Here is a 22,148-nt window from a genome sequence, read left to right as displayed (position 1 = left end):
TTCGCGGGATCTTGTGCCGGGCTGCGGCAGGTAAATTCAGAGATGTAGCCTCACAGGCTGGCCTCGCGCGCCCCGGGGGCTGATGTCTCAGCGGGTCCGGGGCGCGCGGCTGGCTGGATCAGGCGAGCTGCTTTTTCTCGATCAGTTCGATGATCAGCCCCTCTTCCGGGGTGCGGAAATAGACGATCCGCGAGCCGGTATTCGGGCCCTGGTCGATGACGATGATCTCGCCGACCTGATCCATCGGCCAGGCCCGGACCTTGTTCAGCATGTCATCCATATCGCTGACATTCATCGCCATATGCAGCGAGCCGAGATCGACCGGGCGCATCCGGTAATCCTTGCGGTCATCCGGTTTTGAATAGCACAAAAGCTCGATACTGGTCGTGCCGTTGCGCATATAAACGATCTCGACCTCGGTGCCGGGCACACCGATCACGGCCGAGATGACGGCCGGATCGCGCGGCGCGCGCGAAAAGGTCTCAAAGCCGAACAGATCGCGGAACATTGCCTCGGCCCGGTCGAGGTCTTTAACGGTGATGCCGGTATGATTGACGGTAACGGTCATGGGGGGTCCTCTTCGGGAGTTCAGCGCCCGCCGCTGACAGCGACGGAGGTTCCGGTGACATAGCTTGCCGCATCCGACAGCAGCCAGGTGATGACCGAAGCGGTCTCTTCGGCCGAGCCGATCCGGCCCAGGGGCACGTTGGATTTCAGCCGTTCGGCCCGGCTGGCATCGCCGGCGCTTTCGTGGATTTCGGTGGCAATCAGCCCTGGCCGCACTGCATTGACGCGGATCTGATCGGGACCAAGTTCTTTTGACAGGCCAATGGTCAGCGTCTCGACCGCGCCTTTTGAGGCGCCGTAATCCAGAAATTCACCGGCTCCGCCAAGGGTCGCGGCCATGGACGAGACATTGACGATGGTGCCGCCTTTGCCGCCATGGCGCGGCGCCATCAGCCGCACCGCCTCACGGCAGCACAGGAATGCCCCGGTGGTATTGATCGCCAGGGTCTCCTGCCAGCGGGCCAGCGAAATGTCTTCGAACCGACCGATGCGGGGCAGGATACCGGCATTATTGACCAGCCCTTCCAGGCTGCCATGGCGCGCCCGGATGGCAGCAAAGATCGCCAGCACATCCTCTTCGCGCGAAATATCCCCGGCAACGGACCAGGCCTCGCCACCGGCCTCGCGGATCGCCTCGACCACTGTGTCTGCACCGGCTTTGGCAGAGCGGTAATTCACCACCACCTGCCAGCCATCGCGGGCGGCGGCCAGGGCCGTAGCGGCACCAATGCCGCGTGAGCCGCCGGTAATCAGGAGGGTTTTCACCATGGCTGGCTCCTCAGTGGCTGATGCGTTGTACGGACAATTCGCGCGACTCGGCGGCGAAGTCGAAGTCACAGCCCAGATCGGCCTGTTCGACATGGTCGCGGTAGAGGCGCTGATAGCCACTGTTCACCGGCGGCAGCACGGGGACAAAACCCTCGGCGCGGCGCGCCAGCTCCTCGTCAGACACCTCCAGATGCAGGCGGCGGGCCTCGATATCGACCTCGATCCAGTCACCCTCGCGGACAAAGGCCAGGGGGCCACCCGCCGCCGCTTCGGGCGCGACATGAAGGATGACCGTGCCATAGGCAGTGCCGGACATGCGCGCATCCGAAATGCGGATCATATCGCGGATGCCCTTATCCAGCACTTTCTTCGGCAGGCCCATATTACCGACCTCTGCCATGCCCGGATAGCCTTTGGGGCCGCAGTTCTGCAGCACCAGGATCGAATTTTCATCGACCTCAAGATCGGGGTCATTGATGCGTTTGTAGTAATTTTCGATCGAGGAGAAGACGACGGCGCGGCCGCGGTGGCGGAACAGCTCCGGCGAGGCGGCCGAGGGTTTAAGCACCGCGCCGCGCGGTGCGAGATTGCCGCGCAGCACGGCAATGCCGCCTTCTTTGCACAAGGGTTTATCCCAGTCGCGGATCACTTCGGTATTATGGATCTCGGCCTCGCGCACCTGCTCCCAGACCGGGATTCCGGCCACGGTCAGGGCTTCCTTATGCAAAAGATCATGTTCACCAAGCGCGCGCATCACCGCAGGCAGGCCACCGGCATAATAGAAATCCTCCATCAGGAAGCGGCCCGAGGGCATCAGATCGACGATGGTCGGCACGCCCCGGCCCAGCCGGTCCCAGTCATCAAGGCACAGATCGATGCCGACCCGCCGCGCAATCGCGATCAGATGCAGCACCGCATTGGTCGAGCCGCCGATGGCCGCATTGACGCGGATGGCATTTTCAAAAGCCTCGCGGGTCAGGATTTTCGAGATCGTGATGTCCTGTTTGACAAGATTGACGATCTGCCGCCCGGCCAGCTGCGACAGCACCCGGCGTCTGGAATCCACTGCCGGGATGGCGGCATTCTGGAACAGGCCAAGCCCAAGCGCCTCAACCATCGAGGCCATGGTCGAAGCCGTGCCCATGGTCATGCAGGAGCCTGCCGAGCGCGAATGCCCGGCCTCGGCGGCCAGAAAATCGGCCTCGGACATTTTGCCGGCCTTCAGCTCTTCTACCCAGCGGAACACGGCGGTGCCGGATCCGACACGCTCGCCTTTGACGACGCCGTTCAGCATTGGTCCGCCCGATACCACGACCGCAGGAATGTCGCAGCTTGCCGCCCCCATCACGAGGGAAGGCGTGGTCTTATCGCAGCCCGCCATCAGCACAACGCCGTCAACCGGATAGGCGCGGATACATTCCTCGACATCCATGGCCGCGAGATTGCGGTGCAGCATTGCGGTCGGGCGGGTCTGGCTTTCCGAGGCGGATAGCACGGGGAATTCAACCGGGAAGCCGCCGGCCTCATAGACGCCGAATTTCACTTTTTCGGCGAGATCGCGCAGATGGGCATTGCAGGGCGTCATCTCGGACCAGGTGTTGCAGATGCCGATCACCGGGCGGCCGTCGAAGGAATCTTCGGGCATGCCCTGGTTTTTCATCCACGAGCGGTGCATGAAGGCGCTTTTGGAATTGCCACCATACCACTGACGCGACCGCAGTTCTTTTTTATCGCTCATTTCCCGCGTCCTGCCATATCCAGTGCCACATCGACGATCATATCTTCCTGCCCGCCAACCATCTCGCGCCGGCCCAGCTCGACCAGCAGCGCCCTGGTATCGACGCCATATTGCGCGGCGGCGCGTTCGGCATGACGCAGGAAGCTGGAATAGACCCCGGAATAGCCGATCGAGAGCGTTTCACGATCGACCTGGACGGGGCGGTCCATCAGCGGCCGGACGAGATCATCGGCGGCATCCTGAATGCGGAACAGATCCGCTTTATGGCTGAAGCCCTCGCGTTTCAGCACGGCGACCAGCGGCTCCAGCGGGGTATTGCCCGCGCCCGCCCCCATACCGGCCAGCGAGGCATCGACCCGGGTCGCGCCTTCCTGGAGCGCAACAATGCTGTTGGCGACCGAGACCGAAAGGTTCTGATGCGCATGGATGCCGATCTCGGTTTCCGCAAGCAGTACGTCGCGATAGGCGCGGATGCGTTCACTCACCCCTGCCATGGTCAGCGCGCCCGCGGAATCAGTGACATAGACGCAATGGGCACCATAGCTTTCCATCAGCTTCGCCTGGCTGGCCAGCAGGGCTGCCGGCGCGCGATGCGCCATCATCAGAAAACCCGAGACATCCATGCCAAGCCCGCGCGCGGCCTCGATATGCTGGCGCGAGACATCGGCCTCGGTGCAATGTGTGGCCACCCGGACCGAGCGGACGCCAAGCGCATAGGCCTCGCGCAGGTGCTCGATGGTGCCGATACCTGGCAAGAGCAATGTGGTCAGCCGCGCCGATTTGCAGGCTTCAGCTGCCGCCGCGATCCAGTCATGATCCCTGTGCGATCCGAAGCCATAATTCAGCGAAGAGCCGGCAAGGCCGTCGCCATGCGCGACCTCGATGGCGTCGATGCCGGCGGCATCCAGCGCGGTCACAATCGCCGCCACCCGCTCAGGGGTAAGCTGATGGCGGACTGCATGCATCCCGTCACGCAGGGTGACATCCTGAAGGTATACCTTTTTCATGCCTTTTCCTCCGCAGCCAGAACAAGGCGTTCGGCGGTGCGCAGGGCGGCCGAAGTCATGATATCGAGATTGCCGGCATAGGACGGCAGGTAATGCGCTGCCCCCTCGACCTCGAGGAAGACGGTGACCTTCATGCCGGAAAAGCGGATATCGTGATCGGCAAGGATCAGCGGCTCATTGGCCGGGATTTTTTCGACCTGGACCTCATGTTTGAGCCGGTAGCCGGGCACGTAGCGGCGCACCTCCTCGACCATTTCGCGCACCGAGGCGCGGATGGCTTCGGGATCAGCATCACCACAAAGACACAGCACCGTATCGCGCATCGTCAGCGGCGGCTCTGCGGGGTTCAGGATGATGATCGCCTTGCCGTGTTTCGCGCCGCCGATCTGCTCAATCGCGCGCGAGGTGGTCTGGGTAAATTCATCAATATTGGCCCGGGTGCCCGGCCCCGCCGATTTTGAGGCGATTGCGGCCACAATCTCGGCATAGCTCACCGGGGCGACGCGGGAAATGGCTGCGACGACCGGAATGGTAGCCTGGCCGCCGCAGGTGACCATATTCACATTCGGAGCCGCGAGATTGGCCTCAAGATTGACCACAGGCACCACGAAGGGGCCGATGGCGGCGGGGGTCAGATCGACCATGCGGATGCCGCGCGCCGCCAGCATTTCGGCATGTCTGGCATGGGCACCGGCGCTGGTCGCATCAAAGGCGATGACAATCTCATCCGCCTCGGGCATGGCAAGGAAGCCCTCCACCCCGGTGGCGCTTACCGGCACGCCAAGGCGTTTTGCCCGCGCCAGCCCGTCGGATTCGGGGTCAATGCCGATCATTGCGCCCATTTCCAGTACTTTGGAAAGGCGCATCACCTTGATCATCAGATCGGTGCCGATATTACCGGATCCGATGATCGCAACCTTGCGGCGGGTCATTCTTCATTCCTTCGGAAGAGGCGCCCTGCCGGATCGTGGCAGAGCGGAAGTAATCACAGGGGAAGGGATTTTCTCGCCAGGCGGCGTTCGGAGGCCAGCTTGCGCTCCTGTCCGTCGCGGCCCTGGCTGGCAACCCGCACCGCCGAGCGCAGCTGGCGGGGTTCAAAGGCGGGATCGATCTGGGCGATGATCGTCAGCGCGATACGCGCATAGTGCTGGGCCAGCAGGGCCGCGACTTCCTCGCCGTCGCGGGCGGCACAGGCCACCATGATCGCGCGATGCTCGTCGCGCGATTGCTGGTACGAGCTGGGCTGCGTCATATAGAGGCGGCGGTAGCGCTCGGCATGTTCGTTCAGCTGGGTCGAGTAATCCGCATGGCGGGTCCCGGCGAGGCGGATCGGAATCATATGGAATTCACGATGCGCGGCGTCGAACTCGGCAAAAAGGCCAGGATCGCTGGCCTCATCCATGGTGGTAAGACAATCAGACATCGCGGCAATATCCGCATCGGTCAGTTCCGGCACAGTAGCCCGCACCGTCGTGGTATCAAGTTTGATCCGGAGCGCGTAGAGTTCATCCAGATCTGCCATGGATGTCTGCGAAATCACCACCTGATGACCGCGCTTTGAGGTGATCAGCCCCTCTTTTTCGATCAGCCGCAGCGCCTCGCGCACCGGGGTGCGGCTCAGGCCAAGCTGATCGGCAATTCTGACCTGGGAGAGGCGTCCGCCGGGCGGCAGCACGCCTTCGAGAATAGCCGAGCGGATGCGCTCATAGGCATCCGACATGCGGATGGCCGGTGCAGATTCTGGCTCTCCCGGGGTCTGGTCGCTGGAGAGAGAGGGCTGTTCCGGCATAGTATGGCCTTCCGTCGGTTGTGTCTCTGAAGTCTATCCCTCCGGAGCTGGTCCGTCAATAAACTGTATGCAGAATTTGAAATCATCTTTGGTGGTGAGGTTCAGGTTTCATGACGGCGTGCCAGGCGTTCATCTGAGGTATGTTTATAATTTACTGGTATTTATAATTAATTTTAGAATCTCTTGAGGTGTTGGTTTGCTTTCCGGCAAGGGCTTTCTCTCGCTTTGCTGGAAAACTGTATTACAGTATATTATCTGAAGCGCCTGAATGGCTCGCCGTTACTGCGGCTTTACCAGCTTTGGCGTATCGTCCTGCTGGCCCCATTCATGCCAGGAGCCATCATAGAGCCGCCATTGCGGATGGCCGATGGCCTCGAGCATGAAGCCGAGAATCGAGGCGGTGACACCCGAGCCACAGGTGGTGATCACCTCGCCGGAGAGATCGACACCTTTTTCGGCAAAAATCGCGGCGGCGCGTTCGGCGCTGACAAAGCGATGCGAGGGAGCAGGCTCGTAGAAAAGTGCCCAGGGGGTATTGATGGCCCCGGGCATATAGCCGGAGGCGACCCCGGGATAGCCTGACCCCTCATGTCCGTCGAAGCGCGCGGCGGTGCGGGCGTCGATGATCGAAGCCCCCTGGTCGACGAGCTGGCGCATCTCGGCCAGAGAGACGGCCTGGTTTGGCGCCAGCCGGGCAGGGAAGTCCTGCGCGGCGGGCGGGATGAAATCGCCGGTCGCGACAGGGCGCTGCTCGGCCAGCCAGCGCCGCCAGCCGCCGTTCAGGATCTTCACCCGGTCATGGCCAAAGCTGCGCAGCATCCACCAGAGCCGGGCCGAGACATAGCCGGCATCATAAAGAATTACCTCTGTTTCCGCGCCGATACCAAGGGCACCCATTTCGCGCGCGAAGACCGGGGCTTCGGGCAGCATATTCACATAGGGCGATTGCGGATCTGAAATTGCATTGAGATCCACGAAAAGCGCCCCGGGGATATGGCCGGCCCGGAAATCCTCATGCCCGTTACGGCCAGCATCCGGCACATACCAGGAGCAGTCGAGGACCACCCGGTCCGCATCCGGCCCGGCTGCCAGCAGGGCAGCGAGAGCCTCGGTTTCAATCAGCCATTTGCTCATAGCGCCCTCCTTCAGCGGGTGATGCCCGGGCGGCGCGGGGCCTCAACCCAGGAGGCGCCGGTCAGGACGCCGCCGTCGATGACTACATTCTGCCCGGTCACATAGCGGGTTGCCGGGGCCACCAGATAAAGCGCCGTGGTCACCAGGTCTTCCGGCACGGCAAGCCGGCCCTGAGGGATGAAATTGGCGAACCATTCCGCGCGGTAATCGTCATTCCAGAGCGGTTTGGTGAATTCGGTCTGCACAAAGCCGGGTTCGATGGCATTTACCTGAATATTGTCATCGGCCCATTCATGCGCCTGCGACCGCGTCAGGGAGGTCACCGCGGCTTTGGTTGCGGCATAGACCGAGATCGTGTCGAAGGAAATATTGGCGGAAAGCGAGCTGAAATGCAGGATTTTCCCGCCGCCCTGGGCCTTCATCACCGGATGCACGGCCTGCGACAGGAAGAAGACCGAGCGCAGATTGACCGTGGTGATCAGGTCGAAATCCTCCGGGGTGACCTCGGTGATCGGTTTGCGGCGATTTGCGCCCTGCAGGTTGATCAGGATATCGATGCGGCCCGTGACGGCTTTCGCGCGGGCCACCAGATCAGCTGCGGCCTCGGCGCTGCTCAGATCGGCCTGAAGGCCGGTGAAGGTCAGACCCTTTGCGGCAAAGTCCTGCGAAAGCGTATCGAGCCGCTCCTGTGCGAGGTCATGTACGATGACGGTAGCGCCGGCGCGTGCCAGTCCCTCCGAGACGGCCGAGCCGATGGCTCCGGCGCCGCCGGCGACCAGGGCGGTCTTTCCCGAGAGCGAAAAGAGATCGGCAAGATAGCTGGTCATGTCACTTTTTCCTTATGGTCTGCCGGTCTGCGGCCCTGGTGCCGGTCCGGGTGGTATGGAGACACTTCTCAATTCCAGACTACAGTAAATGCAAATGTTTTTTACATGCTGCATCGCGGAAACTGAGGATTTTCTTGCTGCATAGCAGCGTAATTCTAAGATCTTCCCACAATTACGCATCTTATTAGGCTGAAATACAATATAAAATATTGTACTCTTGCAAGGTGCAAGCGCAGCAACGATTTTCCTTTGCAAAGCAAAAAGAAACCATATTGTACGCTTTACTAAAAAGCCCGCAGAGGCAAACTGAATACAGTTTAACCAACAGGAATCACCATCATGCTGAAACGCACGTTTCTTCTCGCGGCTTCGGGTCTGGCTTTGGCCGGTGCGCTCGGGCTGCCTGCAGCGGCTGAGCCTAAGGGTAAAGATGCCGAAGTGACCATTCTCGTCTCGCCGCTGACTTTCGCCTTTCCGCATTTCGTCTTCCTCACTGAAGAGCTGAAAGATGAGGCAGGTAAGCTGGGCGGGGTGACCGTGGTGGTCGCCGATGGTCAGCTTTCGGCGCCAAAGCAGATCGCCGATATTGAGGCCGCTATCGTCCAGGGAGTCGATGGGATCATCCTCGCACCCGTCGAGGCCGATGCGCTGGCCCCGGTGGTACAGCAGGCCATCGACGCGGGAATCGCCGTCGTTACCGTCGACCGTCCGGTCAATGGCGTGGCCGATGTGCTGGCCAATGTTGCGGCCGATAATTTCAAGGGTGCCGAAGCCCAGGGCGAAGCGGTCGTCAAAGCCTTTCCCGATGGCGCGACCATCGTAAACCTGCAGGGTATTCCGGGCGATAAGACCGCGAATGACCGCAATGGCGGCGCGCATAAGGTGCTCGACGCGGCGGGCGGGAAATATGTCTTCGTGGCCGAACAGGCGGGTAATTTCTCCCGCGATAAGGGTCTGGAAGTGACCGAGAATATCCTGACCGGCCTTGCAGAAGTGCCCCAGGTCATCATCGCGGCCAATGACGATATGGCTCTGGGAGCCGCCCAGGCCGTTGCGGCGCGCGGGCTGAAGGGCAAGGTCGCGATCTATGGCTATGACGGTTCGGAAGATGCGCTCAAGGCCGTAAAATCGGGCGATCTGGCCGCGACCGTTGATCAGTTCCCGGGGCTGCAGGGCCGCACCGCCGTCTCGACCCTTGTCGCCTTCATCCGCGAGGGAACCCGGCCCGGGAGCAATGACGTTCTGGTCGCCCCGGTCGCGATCACGGCCGATAACCTCGGCCAGGCCGAGCGCGTCGGGCAGATCGGCGAATGAGCCAGCCGTCCTCTCTTTGCGGGACGTATCAGCAGGACCCGGGGCGCGCCGCAGCAGGCGGCCCCGGCATCCGGCCTGTTGCGCCCGGTGCGGAAACCCCGCTGCTCGAGGCCCGGGGCCTTGTGAAGCGTTTCTTCGGGGTCACCGTTCTTGACGGTGTCTCCCTGAGCCTTGCTCGGGGCGAGGTGCGGGCGCTTCTGGGTGAGAATGGCGCGGGCAAGTCCACCATCATCAACCTGCTGTCGGGGGTGCACCAGCCCGACGGCGGGGCGCTTTTGCTTGACGGCGCGCCGGTGCGTTTCAGCCGCCCGCTCGAGGCCGGTCATGCCGGGATCAGTGTCATCCGTCAGGAACTGTCGCTTTTCCCCGAGCTTTCAGTGGCCGAGGCGATCTTTGCCGGCCATCTGCCGCGCAACCGGCTGGGGCTGGTCGACTGGCGGCAGATCCGTGAAGTGGCGCGTCAGGCTCTGGCCCGGCTCGGTCTTGCGGTCGATGTGGGCGCGCCGGTGGCGAGCCTTTCCATCGCCGAGCAGCAGATGGTCGAGATTGCCCGGGCGCTGACACGCAAGTCACGCGTGGTCATCATGGATGAGCCTACCGCCTCGCTCTCGCCCAATGAGGTGGCGCATCTGGGCACGATTATCGCGCAGCTTTCGGCCGAAGGGGTGGCGGTGCTTTATGTGAGCCACCGCCTCGACGAGATCCGCGCCTTCTGCCGGAGTTATACGGTTCTGCGGGACGGTAAGGCGGTTTCCGCCGGACTGGTCTGCGAAACGGATATCCCCTCGCTGATCCGCGATATGGCGGGCCGCGAGGTCGCAATCGGCGCCTCCGGCGCGCCCCGGCAGAAGGGTGCACCGGTGCTGGAGCTGCGCGGGCTTGCCTCGCTTCCGGCAAAACGGGGCGGGCAGAGGGTGCGTGCTGTCGATCTGGTGGTGCATGAGGGCGAGATTCTCGGCCTCGCTGGCATTGTTGGCGCAGGCCGCACCGAAACGGCGCGGATGATCTTTGGCCTTGATCCGATCGGCGCGGGCGAGATCGTGCTGAATGGTCAGCCTTTCCGGGCCGGTTCACCCTCGGCTGCGATGGCGGCGGGGATCGGCTATGTGCCCGAGGACCGTAAGGGGCTGTCGATCCTGCCGGAGCGTTCGGTCGCCGAGAATTTTGCGCTGACCGGCGCGGTGCCTGCCGGCCCCTTTGGCTGGAATGACCGGCCGGGCGAGGCAAAAGCCCTTGCTGGTTTTGTGAAAAAGCTTGGCATCCGCGCAGTCAGCCTGCGCGCGCCGATCACCACGCTTTCCGGCGGCAATCAGCAAAAGGTTATCCTGGCCCGCTGGATCGCGCTGAAACCAAAGCTGCTGATCATCGATGAGCCAACGCGCGGTATCGATGTCGGTGCCAAGGAAGATGTCCATGCGCTGATCCGCGAAATCGCCGCCGAAGGTGTGGCGGTGCTGCTGATTTCTTCCGATCTGCCGGAGGTGCTGACGCTGTCTGACCGCATCGTCACCCTGCGGGAGGGCGAGACCACCTCTGACCAGCCTGCCGCCCGGGCGAGTTCTGAAGGGCTGATGGCCCGGATGACCCGCCATGACTGACCTGCTGCCGTTCTGGCGCCGCAGTAGCGGCAGATGAACCCGACGCGCGACTGACTTCAAGGAATCCGACCATGACCAAAGCCCAGGCCGACGAGCTGTCCCGCGCCCGGATCTATGCCCTGCTTGGCAGGCTTGCCCCGCTGATCTTCCTGCTGGCCCTCGTGATCATCTTCGCGAGTCTGCAGCCCCGTTTTCTGATGCCGCTGAACCTGTTCAACATTCTGCGCCAGGTCTCGATTTACGGCATCATTGCCGTTGGGATGACTTTCGTCATCCTGATCCGTGGCATCGATCTTTCGGTGGGCGCGCTGATCGCAATGTCCGGCCTTTGTGCCGCGGTCGTGGCAAAAGGCGGCATCGAGGGGCGTTTCATGCTCTCGGCGGATGGCAGCGGCTTTCACTGGACCCTTGCGGCGCTGGCCGCGATCCTGGCCGGAACGGCGGCAGGGCTTTTGCAGGGGATGGCGGTGGCCTGGCTTTCGGTCCCGGCCTTTGTGGTGACCCTCGGCGGGATGACGGTTTTCCGTGGCATTGCACTCAGCATTGGCAATGGCGGGCCGGTCTCGGGTTTTGACGAGGGTTTTGGCTGGTGGGGCCGCGGGATGATCGGGCCGGTGCCCGTGCCGGTGCTGATCTTTGCCGCTGTGGCGCTGGTCGCCTGGGTGGTTCTGACCCAGACCCGTTTCGGACGTGCCGTCTATGCCGTGGGTTCAAACCCCGATGCGGCGCGGCTTTCGGGCATCAATGTCAGCGGCGTCACCCTCTCGGTCTATGCTCTGATCGGCTTTTGCTCGGGGCTGGGCGGCTTTGTGCTGGCCTCGCGCCTGAACTCGGCCGAAGCCGTTGCAGGGACCGGCTATGAGCTGACCGCCATCGCGGCGGTGGTGATCGGAGGCACCAGTCTTTATGGCGGCACCGGCGGAGTTGGTGGCACGGTCATCGGCGCGCTGCTGACCGGGGTACTGCTGAACGGTCTCGTGATTTTGAATGTCTCCCCCTACACGCAGCAGATTCTGGTCGGGCTGATCATTGTCGCCGCCGTAGCTTTCGATCATTTTATCAAGAGGCAGAGCAGATGAACCGCGCCGTCATTCTTACCGGAACCGCGCAGGCCGAGGGGCCGCTGCGGGTGTTGCGGGCAGGGCCGCTCGAGGCCACGCTCGATAATGGCGGCCTGCGCTGGATCCGCTGGAACGGGGTCGAGGTGCTGCGCGGCGTGATGTTTCTGGTGCGAACGCCGGGATGGGGCACCCCCGCTCCGGTGATCACGGCGCTGGATATCCTGGAAACCGCCGGGGGGTTCACGGTCAGCTATGAGGCGCATTATGGCACGCCTGGCAGCGGCGTTACCGTCGGCATCCGTTTGCGCGGCGAAGCGGTCGGGGAGCTGCGCGCCGAGGCGCTGATCCGGGCCGAAGCACCTTTTGAGACCAATCGCACCGGCTTTGTCATCCTGCATCCGCTGGATGGTTTCGCAGGCACCGCGGTGACGGTCGGCCATGCCTCGGCCCCGGCGCGCAACCTGGTGATCCCGGCGCAGATCTCGCCCGGCCAGCCGGTGATGGATATAGAGCGGATCACCCATAGCCCGGTGCCGGGCCTTAGGGTCGAGACCCGGTTCGAGGGCGATATTTTCGAGATGGAGGACCACCGCAACTGGTCGGATGCCTCGTTCAAGACCTATAGCCGCCCGATCGGCCTGCCCTATCCCTATCTGCTCGAACCGGCTGCGCCGGTGGCCCAGGCAGTGACAGTCAGCATGACCGATACCGGGGCCAGCGCCACCGTGGCTCCGGCTGTTGATCTGCCGCCGGCGGCGGGACAGAGGCTGCCGGATTACGCCCTTCCGCTTGATCATCCGGGCGAGGCTGCAGCCGCGCTTGCCTATGCCGGGGCGTTGCAGGCGCTGGCCCCGGCATGGCTTTTGCTGCGCCATAATGCGGCGGATTCCGCTCAGGATCTGGCTCCGCTTGCCGCCTTGCTGGAGCTGACCAGGGCAAAGCTGGAACTGCAGGTAATTCTGGAGGGCCCCAGCGCCGCCGAGGCTGATGCCGGACTGGCCACGCTGGCCGCAAGGCTTCGCGCTGCAGGTATCGTCACCCACCGGATCGGCGCGTTTGCAAAGATCGATGAGCAGAGTTTCCAGCCCGGTGAGGCCCGCCCGCCGCATCCTGCCGAGGCCGATATTGCCGCAGCGCTGGCGCAGCACTTCCCTGAGAGCGAGAAGATCGGCGGCTCACCGGCCTTCTTTACCGAGTTTAACCGCAAACGTCCCGACCCCGCGCTCTGGCAGGGGCTGAGCTTTGCCACCACGCCGGTGGTCCATGCCGCCGATGATGCGTCGGTGATGGAGACGCTGCAGGCGCTGCCGCATATTATGGCCTCGGCCCGGGCGCTTGCAGGCGGGCGGCCGCTGCTGATCGGGCCGACCGGAATTGGCGCCAGGATCAATCCCTATGGCCCGGGCCCTTCGGAGAATGCTGCCGAGGCACGCGAGGGCATGGCGGCGCGCGACCCGCGCCAGCGCGGGCTATATGCGGCGGCCTGGACGGTGGGCTATCTGGCGCAGATCGCGGCTTTCGCGCCGCAACGCTTTGCCTTTGGTGCGGCCACCGGGCCATTTGGCCTGATTTCGACCCGCCAGGATTATGCGCGCCCCTTCTGGGACGGCCAGCCCGAAGGCGCGCTCTATCCACTGTATCATGTCGCAAAATGGCTTGCGGCGGCGGCGGGCGGCCAGCTTATCTCGGCCCGGACCGAGGCAGGACTGGCATCGGTGATCTGGGAGAAAAATGGCCAGCGCAGCGCGCTGATTGCCAATCTGACACCCGCAGCCCTGACACTTTCAGCCCTGGCGCTGCCCGGCACCGGGCTGCGCGCGCCCCGGGCCGAGCTGCTCGACGCGTCCATGCCCACAGGCCCGGTGGCTGTCGGGTTGCCCGACCAGCTCGACGCCTATGCCGTGCTGCATTTGACACAACAGGAATGATTGCTGTGAGCCAGAACCTCAAAGGTCTTTTCATCGGAGCGGGCTTTTTCTCGCGCAACCATCTTCATGCCTGGGCTGAGGTCGAGGGCGCGGAAATTGCGGCAATCTGTGACCGCGATCCGCAGCGGGCTGAAGCGGCGGCGAAAGAATACGGTATTGCGGAATGGGGCACCGATGCCGCAATGCTGCAGTCGGGGCGCTTTGATTTCGTCGATATCTGCACCACAATGGAAACCCATGAAGCCCTGATTGCTCTGGCGGTTCAGGCCGGGGTGCCGGTCATTGTGCAAAAGCCCATGGCCCCCGATCTGGCAACCTGCCTGCGCATTGAGGCCCAGGCCCGCGCCGCGGGCGTGCCGGTCATGCTGCATGAAAACTTCCGGTTTCAGAAGATCTTCCGCCGCCTGCGGGAAATCCTGTCCTCGGGGGAAATCGGCGAGGTCACCTTTGGCCGCCTGAACTGGCGCAATGATATCGATGTCTATACCAATCAGCCCTATCTGATTGAAACAAAACGTTTCATGATTATGGATGTCGGCATCCATATGCTGGATCTGGCGCGCTATCTTCTGGGCGATGCCTCTGAGGTCAGCTGTTTCAATCAATCGGTGAAAGAAGGCATTGCCGGTGAGGATGCTGCCACCATGCTGTTGCGGCATGACAATAAAGCGGTCTCGGTGGTGGATGTGAGCTATGCCAGCCATAAAAGCCCGAACCTCTTCCCGCAGACCCTGGGCGAGATCGAGGGCCGCCTTGGCACGGTTGAGATCCTCGAGGGCCAGGTGCTGCGCATCCATACAGCCGCCGGACGGCGCGATGAGGTTCTGGCGGCAGATGGCCGGAGCTGGACCTCGGAACCCTGGACCCAGATCCAGGATTCCGTGCCCCGCACCCAGCAGCATTTTATCGACTGCCTGCGCAGCGGGCGGGACTTTGAGACCTCGGCCGGGGACAGCCTGAAGACCTATGCCCTGGCCGAAGCCGCCTATTGCTCGGCCGCAACCGGCCGGACTGTGGCCATCGCCGAACTGGTGAAGGAATTCTGATATGACCCCTGCAATGCGTCGTGAGGTCGGACGGACCGGCCTTGATATTCCGGTTCTCGGCCTCGGAACCTGCCCGCTGGGCGGTGTCTATGCAGCCATCGGTGAGGCCGGGGCCCGGGCGACCTATGAGGCGGCCTGGGCGGGCGGCATCAGATTTTATGATACGGCGCCCTGGTACGGGCTTGGCCAGGCCGAGCATCGCACCGGCCGCGCGCTTTATGAGCGGCCGCGTGGGGATTATGTCCTGACCACCAAGGTCGGCCGCGTCCTGCGCGCCCCGCGCGACCGGGCCGGTTTCACTCCGCCGGCCTGGCAGGCCCCGCTGGCATTCGAGCCGCACCACATCTTTACCTATGATGCGGTGATGCGCTCTTACGAGGACAGCCTGCAGCGCCTTGGCATCAACCAGGTTGATGCCCTTTATATTCATGATCTCGACGGTGGTTATTTCAGAACCCCCGAAGCGCTTGAGGCCAGGCTGCGCGAGCTGGATCAGGGCGGTGGCTATCGCGCGCTGGATGAGCTTAAACGCTCAGGCGAGATCCGCGCCATCGGTGCCGGTATTAATGAGCGCGGCATGATCCGGCGTTTCCTCGAAGCGACAGATCTGGATCTGTTCCTTGTGGCCTCGCGATATACTCTGCTGGAACATGACATTTATCAGGATGAAATCACCGCGGCCGGGCGTCGTGGTGCCTCCATCGTGGTTGGCGGGGCGTTCAGTTCCGGCATTCTGGCCACTGGCCTCGTTGAGGGGGCGAAGTATGAATATGGCGCAGTGCCGCCTGGTGTCGCCGATAAGGTCCGCCGCCTGAGCGCGATCGCCGCTGCGCATGGGATCTCGCTTGCAGCGGCAGCGCTGCAATTCCCACTGGCCGCGCCCGAGGTCTGCTCGGTGGTTTTCGGCGCGGTGACACCGGCGGAGGTCACGCAGAATATCGCGCATTTTGGCGCAGAGATCCCGCAGGGTTTCTGGTCAGATCTGCGCAGCGAGGGGCTTGTCGCGCCGGACGTGCCGTTACCCTGATGCAAAACCGACCTGCCCGGATCATTCCCGGTCAGGTCCTTATTCCATGCGGCGCTTTCTGCGAAGAGGGCGGGCCGCATCGCGCCTGCACCTGCGGTCTGCCGTCAGCAGCAGAGCGGGCAGATGGCAGGTCGCGCAATTCCCTTTAGCGCTCAGCTGAATGCTGAAGCGATGCACTCTGTGGCGGCTTTCTGCTTTGCTCAGCGCAGTATTGCACGCCCTGCGCTTTGTGGTGCTTGCCGCCTGGCTGGCATTCTGACCTGCACTCCTGCCAGCATCACCCGGTCTTTGACGGGGCGAAGCTGGCAGGATGCGCTGTCACAGGCCCATGACCTGCGGCAACCAGAGTACGGTTGCCGGAACGAAAGTCACCAGCATCAGGATGATCAGCATAATCCCCAGCAGCGGCAGGCCTTCTTTCAGGATCGCGCCCATAGGCTCTTTGGCGATGGATTGGGTGATCAGCAGGTTCAGCCCCATGGGCGGATGGATCAGCCCGATCATCAGATTAATCACCACCACAAGACCGAAATGCACCGGGTCGATCCCGAGCGCGATGGCTGAGGGCAGCACAATCGGCACGATGATGATGGTGGCGGGGGTGGAATCGAGGAAGGCTCCGGCGATCAGCAGGATCACGTTGATCAGCAACAGGAAGACCACCGGCGAGAGCTGCGCCTCCTGGATCCAGCGCGACAGATCCTTGGGCACGCCATGCACCACCATCAGATAGGCCACGAAGGAAGAGGTCGCGACCACCAGCATGATATTCGCTGTCTGCATCCCGGCTTCGGTGAGAATGCCGGGCAGCTTGCCCCAGCGAAATTCGCGGTGGATCACCCAGCCGACAAAGATCGCATAGACGACCAGAACCGCGCCGATCTCGGTGATGGTGAAATATCCGCCCCGCGCGCCGATGATCAGCAGGATCGGCATTGACATGGCCCAGATCGAGACCCGGAATTTCTTCCAGATCACCGCCCCGCCCTGGCGACCCCGGCGCGGCAGGTTGTGCTTTCTGGCGTGGTGATTGACCACGAATACCAGCGCCGCCACGATCATCAGCGCCGGGATATAGCCGCCGATGAAGAGCTTGACGATGGAAACCTCGGCAATCACCCCATAGATCACCAGCGGGATCGAGGGCGGCAGGATCGGCCCGAGCAGCGCCGCCGTTGCGGTCAGCGCGGCGGCAAAGGCCCCCGAATAGCCCTCTTTCTTCATTTCGGGGATCAGAAGCGCCCCCGTTGCCGAGGCATCCGCTACCGAGGAGCCGGAGATCCCGGCGAGAAACAGGTTCGTGCCGATATTCACCTGGCCCGAACTGCCGCGCAGCCGTCCCATGGCCGAGCCAAGCAGATCGACGATGCGGGTGGTGATGCCGCCCGCATTCATGATGGCCGCGGCAAGAATGAAGAAGGGTACGGCCAGCAGCGGAAAACTGTCGATGCCGTTGAGCATCTTTTGCGCCAGAACAAAGCCCGGCGTGCCCCAGAGCAGGACAATGACCAGCGAGGCGATGCCCAGCGAAATCGCAATCGGCACCGCAAGGAACATCAGCGCAAACAGAACCAGCGCAAGCGTCAGAAGCATCAGCATGGATCAGGCCCTTTTGTCACTGTTGTCGGGGAGCATCGCGAACAGCCGCGTCTTCACCGCGCGCTCGATGACGAAATAAATCCCCGAGAGGCAGAAGGCGGGCAGGGCCATATAGACCCAGCCATAGGGGATGCCGGTTGCCGGTGCGCGTTTGATCGCCACCACATCGAGCAGCTTTTGCGAATAGATCAGCAGGGCGGTCAGCAGCACAGCAATGCACAGATCGGTAAAGATCATCTGCAGCCGCTTGCCCTTCGGGCCCATCTGCACCGAGAAAAAGTCGATCGCGATCAGCTCGCCGCGTGAAATCAGCCAGGCCGATCCGGCAAAGACCAGCCAGATAAAGAAGAAGCGGGCGATTTCAGCCAGCTGAGGTGTGGCCGTCCCGGTGAAATAGCGGGTGATGACCTGATAGAAAACCAGCACCACGATCATCAGCAAGGCGATCGCGACAAGGGTGGCAAGAGCGGCGCGTAACAGATCGCCGATCCGGAAGAGGGTTCTGCTCATCGGGGGTCCGGGTATCAGGTGAGAAGGGGCGGCAGCAGGCTGCCGGGAAAAAACCGCCCTCCGGGATGCGGAGGGCGGCGAATGCACGGGGATTTACTCGACGGCGCGCACCTTTTCGATGATCGGCTGCAGCGAGGCATCATATTGTGCCGTGGCCGCGCGGGCGATGAAGGGCGCGATATCGGGGCGGGTCACAACCGCACCTTCGGCTTCCAGCTCGGCCAGCAGGGCTGACTGGGATTGCTCGGTATAGCTGCGATACCAGTCAGCGCTGTCGACGGCCGAGGCCTCAATGGCGGTGCGGGTGGCCTCATCAAGACCGGCGTACCAGTCGCTGTTGCACATGAAGCCCATGGTCTCGGCCATGTGATTGGTCAGCGCGAGGTTTTTTACCACCTCATGGAAGCGCTTGTCACTGATCGCGGTCAGCGGCTGTTCGACCCCGTCCACCACATGGCTCTGCAGGGCGGCATAGACTTCCTCGAAGGCGACCGTGGCCGGGTTTGCCCCCATGGCGCGGATCGATTCAATATAGGCCGGAATGCCCGGTGCGCGGATTTTCAGCCCGTCCAGATCTTCGGCCTTTTCGACCGGCACATTGGTCAGGATCTGACGGAAGCCATGGAAGGCCGGGCCAACGACACGGAAGCCCGCCTCATCCGAGATCGACTGCAGGATCTCCTGGCCAACCGGGCCGCGCCAGATGCGGAAGAAGTGATCCACATCGTGATAGACATAGGCCACGCCCTCGATATTGGCGGCCGGATGGAATGAGCCCAGCACGCCCACGCTTTCATACATGCATTCCAGCACGCCGCCCTTTACCTGCTCAACCATTTCATCAACGGTGCCCAGATGCGAATTCGGGAAAAGCTCAACCGCGACGGCCTCGCCCAGCCGCTCGTTCAGCTTTTCAGCAAAAACCTCCATTGCTTTGGTGTCGGGGCTGGAATCAGAGCCCGCGCCGCCAATGCGCAGCGTCACTTCGGCCTGAGCCGCGGTCCCGGCCAGCAGGGCAAAAAGCGAGAGGGAGATCAGAGTCTTCATAGCAGTCTTCCTGTCAGATGTTGTTTATATTGTTGTCGTCTTACTGTGCAGCCGGCCCGCGCAGCTCCTGCGACAGGCTGGTCAGAACCTCGTCGAGCGTATCGATCAGCCTGTCGATTTCCCCCTCACTGATGGTGAAAGGCGGGCTGATCTGGATGTGATCGCCACCCTTGCCGAAATTCGCCCCCGGAACGCCCCCGCCGACAATCACGCCGCGCTCCCGCATCATTGCGACCAGGCGCGCGGTGAAATTAGCGCTTTCAGGGAAGGGGTCGCGGCTGGCGCGATCTGCCACAAATTCGAGCCCGGCGTAAAGCCCGCGCCCGCGCAGATCCCCGATCACCTCATGGCGCTGCTGCAGCACGCCAAGGCGCTGATGCATATAGGCCCCGGTCACAGCCGGGCGGCTGAACAGATCTTCACGCTGCATGATCTCGAACACTTTCTGGCCAACAAAACAGGACATTGCATGGCCGGAATAGGTGAAGCCGTGGACAAACCTGCGTTTGCCCTCGCGGAAGAAGCCGGTGATTTTTTCCGAGACGATGACCGCACCAAGCGGCGCATAGCCCGAGCCGATCGCCTTACCGCAGGTGATCATATCGGGCAGAATTCCCCAGTCCTGAATGGCAAAGGCGCGCCCGGTGCGGCCATATCCCATCAGCACTTCATCGCAGATGAACAGAATGCCGTAGCGGTCACAGATCTCGCGGACCCGGCGATAATAATCCGGGCCGGGTGTCACGCCCGAGGCGGTGGTGCCGATGATGGTTTCGGCAAAGAAGCAGGAGATCGTCTCCGGCCCTTCCATAAGGATGGTGCGCTCGAGCTCCTCGATGCAGTGATCGGTGCAGTCTCCGCCCTCGCCACAGATATTGCAGCGGTAATTATAGGGTGGGCTGATATGCACGACCGGCAACATATAGGGGTCATAGGGTGCACGCCAGGAAGTGCGGCCTGACAGCGATAATGTGGCGATGGTCACGCCGTGATAGCTTTGCCAGCGGGCGAGCATTTTATGGCGGCCGGTTTCGCCCCGCGCCACATGATACTGGCGGGCCAGTTTCAGCGCGGTCTCATTCGCCTCAGAGCCGCCCGAAACGAAATAGACCCCGGACATGCCTTCGGGCGCGACCGAGAGGACCGAGGCCGAGAGCTGCTCCTGCCAGGGATGGGTGAAAGAGGCGGTATAGACATAACTGACCTTCGATCCCTCGGCGGCAAGCGCCTGATAGATCTCGCTGCGGCCATGGCCGATGCCGATCACACCTGCACTGCCCATAGCATCAAGGTAGCGCCGGCCATCCGCACCGTGAATCCAGACACCCTCTGCACGCTCGACCAGCGGCGTGGAAACCGCAAAATCTCGGGAAAACACGCCGCTCATCAGTCACTCCTCGTCGGGGATTCACGCTGCGCGATTGATTAATGATTATCAATAATAATGGCAACGGGTCGCAAAAATTTCAGGGGCAGGGCAAAAAATGCCCAAAAATTACGCAGAGCAGATCCTATCCAGAGGGTGACACCAGGCGTGAAGCTGGCTATCGAGGGAGCGAGTTGATTGCGAAGGACAGACCCGTGCGGCATTCCCAGGACGCAGCCCATGTCCGCCCCAGCCTCGAAACCGAGATTGCAACGGCAATCCAGGAGGGCATCCTTGACGGGGAATGGAAGCCTGGCGACCGGCTGGTCGAGATGGAGCTTGCACAGAAATTCGGCGTCAGCCAGGGCACGATCCGCGGCGCGCTGAAATATCTTCAGGCGGATGGCCTGATCGAGCACCGCCCGCGGCGCGGCAATTTTGTCATTACCGTCTCCGAAGAGGATATCCGCGATATATCTCTGATGCGCGACATTCTTGAATCGGCTGCGGCGCAGCTTGCTTCCGACCGGATCACCGATGTCGGCCGCGCCCGGCTGATGGCGGTTGTCGAAGACATGCGTCTGGCATCAGACAACCGCCAGCGCCGCAAACTGCTGGAACTGGATCTGCGCTTTCACCGCACCGTGGTGGAGATTGCCGGAAGCCGGATGCTGCTGGATATTTACAAGCGGCTTGAGGGCCCCGCCTTGCTGTTTTTGCTGCTGGCAGATGAATTTTACGAAGAATCACAAGTGATTGTCGATCTGCACGAGCCGCTGCTGGCGGCGATCTGTTCAGGCGACAGCGCGCGCGCCCATGACCTCGCAAGGCGTCATACCGATCAGGATGCGATCCGGCTGACGGGCCCGCTTTCGGGCGGGCAGGCCGGCTGACACTCACAGACCCTGGGGCGGCTCGCCCGCTCGCGAACAGAGTGTCTGCGGCTTTCAACCGCCGCCCACGCCTGGAGAGAGGCGGCGCGGGGCGTGATACCAGGCAGGGCGATGGCGGTGCTTTGATGATTGCAGACCAGAACCAGCAGCCGGTAGCAGTCTTCTCTGCCTCTTCTCTGGCCTCAACATCTGGCCCGGTCACGGCGCAAAGGGACGATCGGGGCCGCTGCGCAGCGGCCAGGGATGGGCGCGGGTCAGTGCCATGCCCGCCCCGGTCCAGTCATCGCTGCCGCCCGGGAACCAGCAGACCTTTTTCAGCCCCATGCCGGCGATCCGTCTTGCCGCGTTCCAGCTCAGCCAGCAATCGGTTTTGCAAAAAACCACGACAGGGCGTGCCGGGTCCTCTGCGGTCAGATCGGCGAGGCTCTGGCGCAGGTAATCCTCCTGCCAGGGCTCGAGCGCACCCCAGCCGACCACCGGCAGCCAGATCGCGCCGGGGATGGTCAGATGCCCGCCGCCGGGCCCTGGAGGGGTGATCCATCTGCCCGCCGCGTCGATGTGGAATCGCTGCGCCCCCATCACATCGATGAGCACCGCGCCGGCGGCCTGCAGCGCCTGGACCTCGGCAAGAGTAACGGTCTGCGCCCCGGGGGCAATGGCCGGAACCGGAGCACGGTAGTCTTTCAGACGGTAACCCGCAGCATCAAAAAGCCCATCCGCCCCGGGGGCAGAAGGAATTGATTTTTCGATAATTTCTGTCTCAGATGGCCCTGCAGGAATTTCATCGGCCCTGGCCTGCAGAGCCAGACCGGCCAGCCCCAGCGCCACGATTGCGCCACCCCGCCACAGCCTACGACCTTTGGACAATTTAACCCTCTCCCGGTTTCAGCGAAGTCTGAACTCTGTCCACGCATGCCCGCCATGCCACT

General features: G+C 62.5%; 20 protein-coding genes. 7 read left to right on the top strand and 13 right to left on the bottom strand.

Translation table 11 applies throughout. The features are described 5' to 3' along the window. Positions 1-118: 118 nt before the first annotated feature. From H0485_RS15040 to H0485_RS15005, 8 genes are all read right to left on the bottom strand, one after another. The gene (locus H0485_RS15040; protein ID WP_226936771.1) at positions 119-568 is read right to left on the bottom strand and encodes a VOC family protein; all 450 of its coding nucleotides are present in this window, start codon (positions 566-568) and stop codon (positions 119-121) included. A gap of 20 nt (positions 569-588) precedes the next feature. After that, positions 589-1,335: an SDR family oxidoreductase gene (locus H0485_RS15035; RefSeq protein ID WP_226936770.1), complete on the bottom strand. Its 747-nt coding sequence runs from the start codon at positions 1,333-1,335 to the stop codon at positions 589-591. Positions 1,336-1,345: 10 nt separating this feature from the next. Beyond that, a complete protein-coding gene (locus tag H0485_RS15030; RefSeq protein ID WP_226936769.1) occupies positions 1,346-3,073 on the bottom strand; it encodes an IlvD/Edd family dehydratase in 1,728 nt (575 codons plus the stop codon). Further along, complete coding sequence (gene dmpG, locus H0485_RS15025; protein ID WP_226936768.1) at positions 3,070-4,080, bottom strand: 4-hydroxy-2-oxovalerate aldolase; 1,011 nt, start codon at positions 4,078-4,080, stop codon at positions 3,070-3,072. The genes H0485_RS15030 and dmpG overlap by 4 nt, the downstream gene beginning before the upstream one ends. Next, positions 4,077-5,012, bottom strand: a complete 936-nt coding sequence (locus H0485_RS15020; RefSeq protein WP_226936767.1) for an acetaldehyde dehydrogenase (acetylating) — start codon at positions 5,010-5,012, stop codon at positions 4,077-4,079. The genes dmpG and H0485_RS15020 overlap by 4 nt, the downstream gene beginning before the upstream one ends. A 53-nt stretch (positions 5,013-5,065) precedes the next feature. Beyond that, positions 5,066-5,869 carry a GntR family transcriptional regulator gene (locus tag H0485_RS15015; protein ID WP_226936766.1) on the bottom strand — a complete coding sequence of 268 codons (804 nt, stop codon included), beginning with the start codon at positions 5,867-5,869 and terminating at the stop codon, positions 5,066-5,068. A gap of 279 nt (positions 5,870-6,148) precedes the next feature. Continuing rightward, positions 6,149-7,003 (bottom strand): sulfurtransferase, encoded by an 855-nt coding sequence (locus H0485_RS15010; protein WP_226936765.1) that lies wholly within the window; start codon positions 7,001-7,003, stop codon positions 6,149-6,151. Positions 7,004-7,014: 11 nt separating this feature from the next. Beyond that, complete coding sequence (locus H0485_RS15005) at positions 7,015-7,830, bottom strand: SDR family NAD(P)-dependent oxidoreductase (protein ID WP_226936764.1); 816 nt, start codon at positions 7,828-7,830, stop codon at positions 7,015-7,017. A 339-nt stretch (positions 7,831-8,169) separates the two neighbouring features. Here H0485_RS15005 and H0485_RS15000 point away from each other — a divergent pair, with 339 nt between their 5' ends. The 6 genes from H0485_RS15000 to H0485_RS14975 all read left to right on the top strand — a co-directional run bounded on the left by H0485_RS15000 (position 8,170) and on the right by H0485_RS14975 (position 15,804). Then, on the top strand, positions 8,170-9,144 hold the full coding sequence (locus H0485_RS15000; RefSeq protein WP_226936763.1) for a substrate-binding domain-containing protein: 975 nt from the start codon (positions 8,170-8,172) through the stop codon (positions 9,142-9,144). Next, positions 9,141-10,742, top strand: coding sequence for a sugar ABC transporter ATP-binding protein (locus tag H0485_RS14995; protein WP_226936762.1), 1,602 nt, complete (start codon positions 9,141-9,143; stop codon positions 10,740-10,742). The genes H0485_RS15000 and H0485_RS14995 overlap by 4 nt, the downstream gene beginning before the upstream one ends. 71 nt (positions 10,743-10,813) lie before the next feature. After that, positions 10,814-11,821: an ABC transporter permease gene (locus H0485_RS14990; RefSeq protein WP_226936761.1), complete on the top strand. Its 1,008-nt coding sequence runs from the start codon at positions 10,814-10,816 to the stop codon at positions 11,819-11,821. Then, on the top strand, positions 11,818-13,731 hold the full coding sequence (locus H0485_RS14985; protein WP_226936760.1) for a D-apionate lactonase family protein: 1,914 nt from the start codon (positions 11,818-11,820) through the stop codon (positions 13,729-13,731). Before H0485_RS14990 ends, H0485_RS14985 begins: the two co-directional genes overlap by 4 nt. 5 nt (positions 13,732-13,736) lie before the next feature. Next, positions 13,737-14,777, top strand: coding sequence for a Gfo/Idh/MocA family protein (locus tag H0485_RS14980; RefSeq protein WP_226936759.1), 1,041 nt, complete (start codon positions 13,737-13,739; stop codon positions 14,775-14,777). A gap of 1 nt (position 14,778) precedes the next feature. Further along, positions 14,779-15,804, top strand: a complete 1,026-nt coding sequence (locus H0485_RS14975) for an aldo/keto reductase (RefSeq protein ID WP_226936758.1) — start codon at positions 14,779-14,781, stop codon at positions 15,802-15,804. 318 nt (positions 15,805-16,122) lie between these two features. Here H0485_RS14975 and H0485_RS14970 read toward each other — a convergent pair whose 3' ends face one another. The 4 genes from H0485_RS14970 to H0485_RS14955 all read right to left on the bottom strand — a co-directional run bounded on the left by H0485_RS14970 (position 16,123) and on the right by H0485_RS14955 (position 20,347). Continuing rightward, positions 16,123-17,403, bottom strand: coding sequence for a TRAP transporter large permease (locus H0485_RS14970; RefSeq protein ID WP_226936757.1), 1,281 nt, complete (start codon positions 17,401-17,403; stop codon positions 16,123-16,125). Between the two features lie 3 nt (positions 17,404-17,406). Then, positions 17,407-17,913 (bottom strand): TRAP transporter small permease, encoded by a 507-nt coding sequence (locus H0485_RS14965; RefSeq protein WP_226936756.1) that lies wholly within the window; start codon positions 17,911-17,913, stop codon positions 17,407-17,409. Between the two features lie 93 nt (positions 17,914-18,006). After that, entirely contained in the window at positions 18,007-18,960 is a 954-nt protein-coding gene (locus H0485_RS14960; protein ID WP_226936755.1) for a TRAP transporter substrate-binding protein, read from the bottom strand. A 40-nt stretch (positions 18,961-19,000) separates the two neighbouring features. Continuing rightward, positions 19,001-20,347 carry an aminotransferase family protein gene (locus H0485_RS14955; RefSeq protein WP_226936754.1) on the bottom strand — a complete coding sequence of 449 codons (1,347 nt, stop codon included), beginning with the start codon at positions 20,345-20,347 and terminating at the stop codon, positions 19,001-19,003. A gap of 194 nt (positions 20,348-20,541) precedes the next feature. Between H0485_RS14955 and H0485_RS14950 the strand changes: the two genes are divergently transcribed. Then, a complete protein-coding gene (locus H0485_RS14950) occupies positions 20,542-21,219 on the top strand; it encodes a GntR family transcriptional regulator (RefSeq protein ID WP_226936753.1) in 678 nt (225 codons plus the stop codon). A gap of 198 nt (positions 21,220-21,417) precedes the next feature. On the opposite strand, the gene H0485_RS14945 is transcribed toward H0485_RS14950, so the two are convergent. Further along, the gene (locus H0485_RS14945) at positions 21,418-22,086 is read right to left on the bottom strand and encodes a rhodanese-like domain-containing protein (RefSeq protein WP_226936752.1); all 669 of its coding nucleotides are present in this window, start codon (positions 22,084-22,086) and stop codon (positions 21,418-21,420) included. Positions 22,087-22,148: the final 62 nt, after the last annotated feature.

Origin of the sequence: Pseudogemmobacter faecipullorum (assembly GCF_020539525.1) — a bacterium.
GTDB classification, from domain to species: domain Bacteria; phylum Pseudomonadota; class Alphaproteobacteria; order Rhodobacterales; family Rhodobacteraceae; genus Pseudogemmobacter; species Pseudogemmobacter faecipullorum.
The sequence above is the reverse complement of the archived record's forward strand: the minus strand, read 5'-3'. Positions and strand labels throughout refer to the sequence as shown.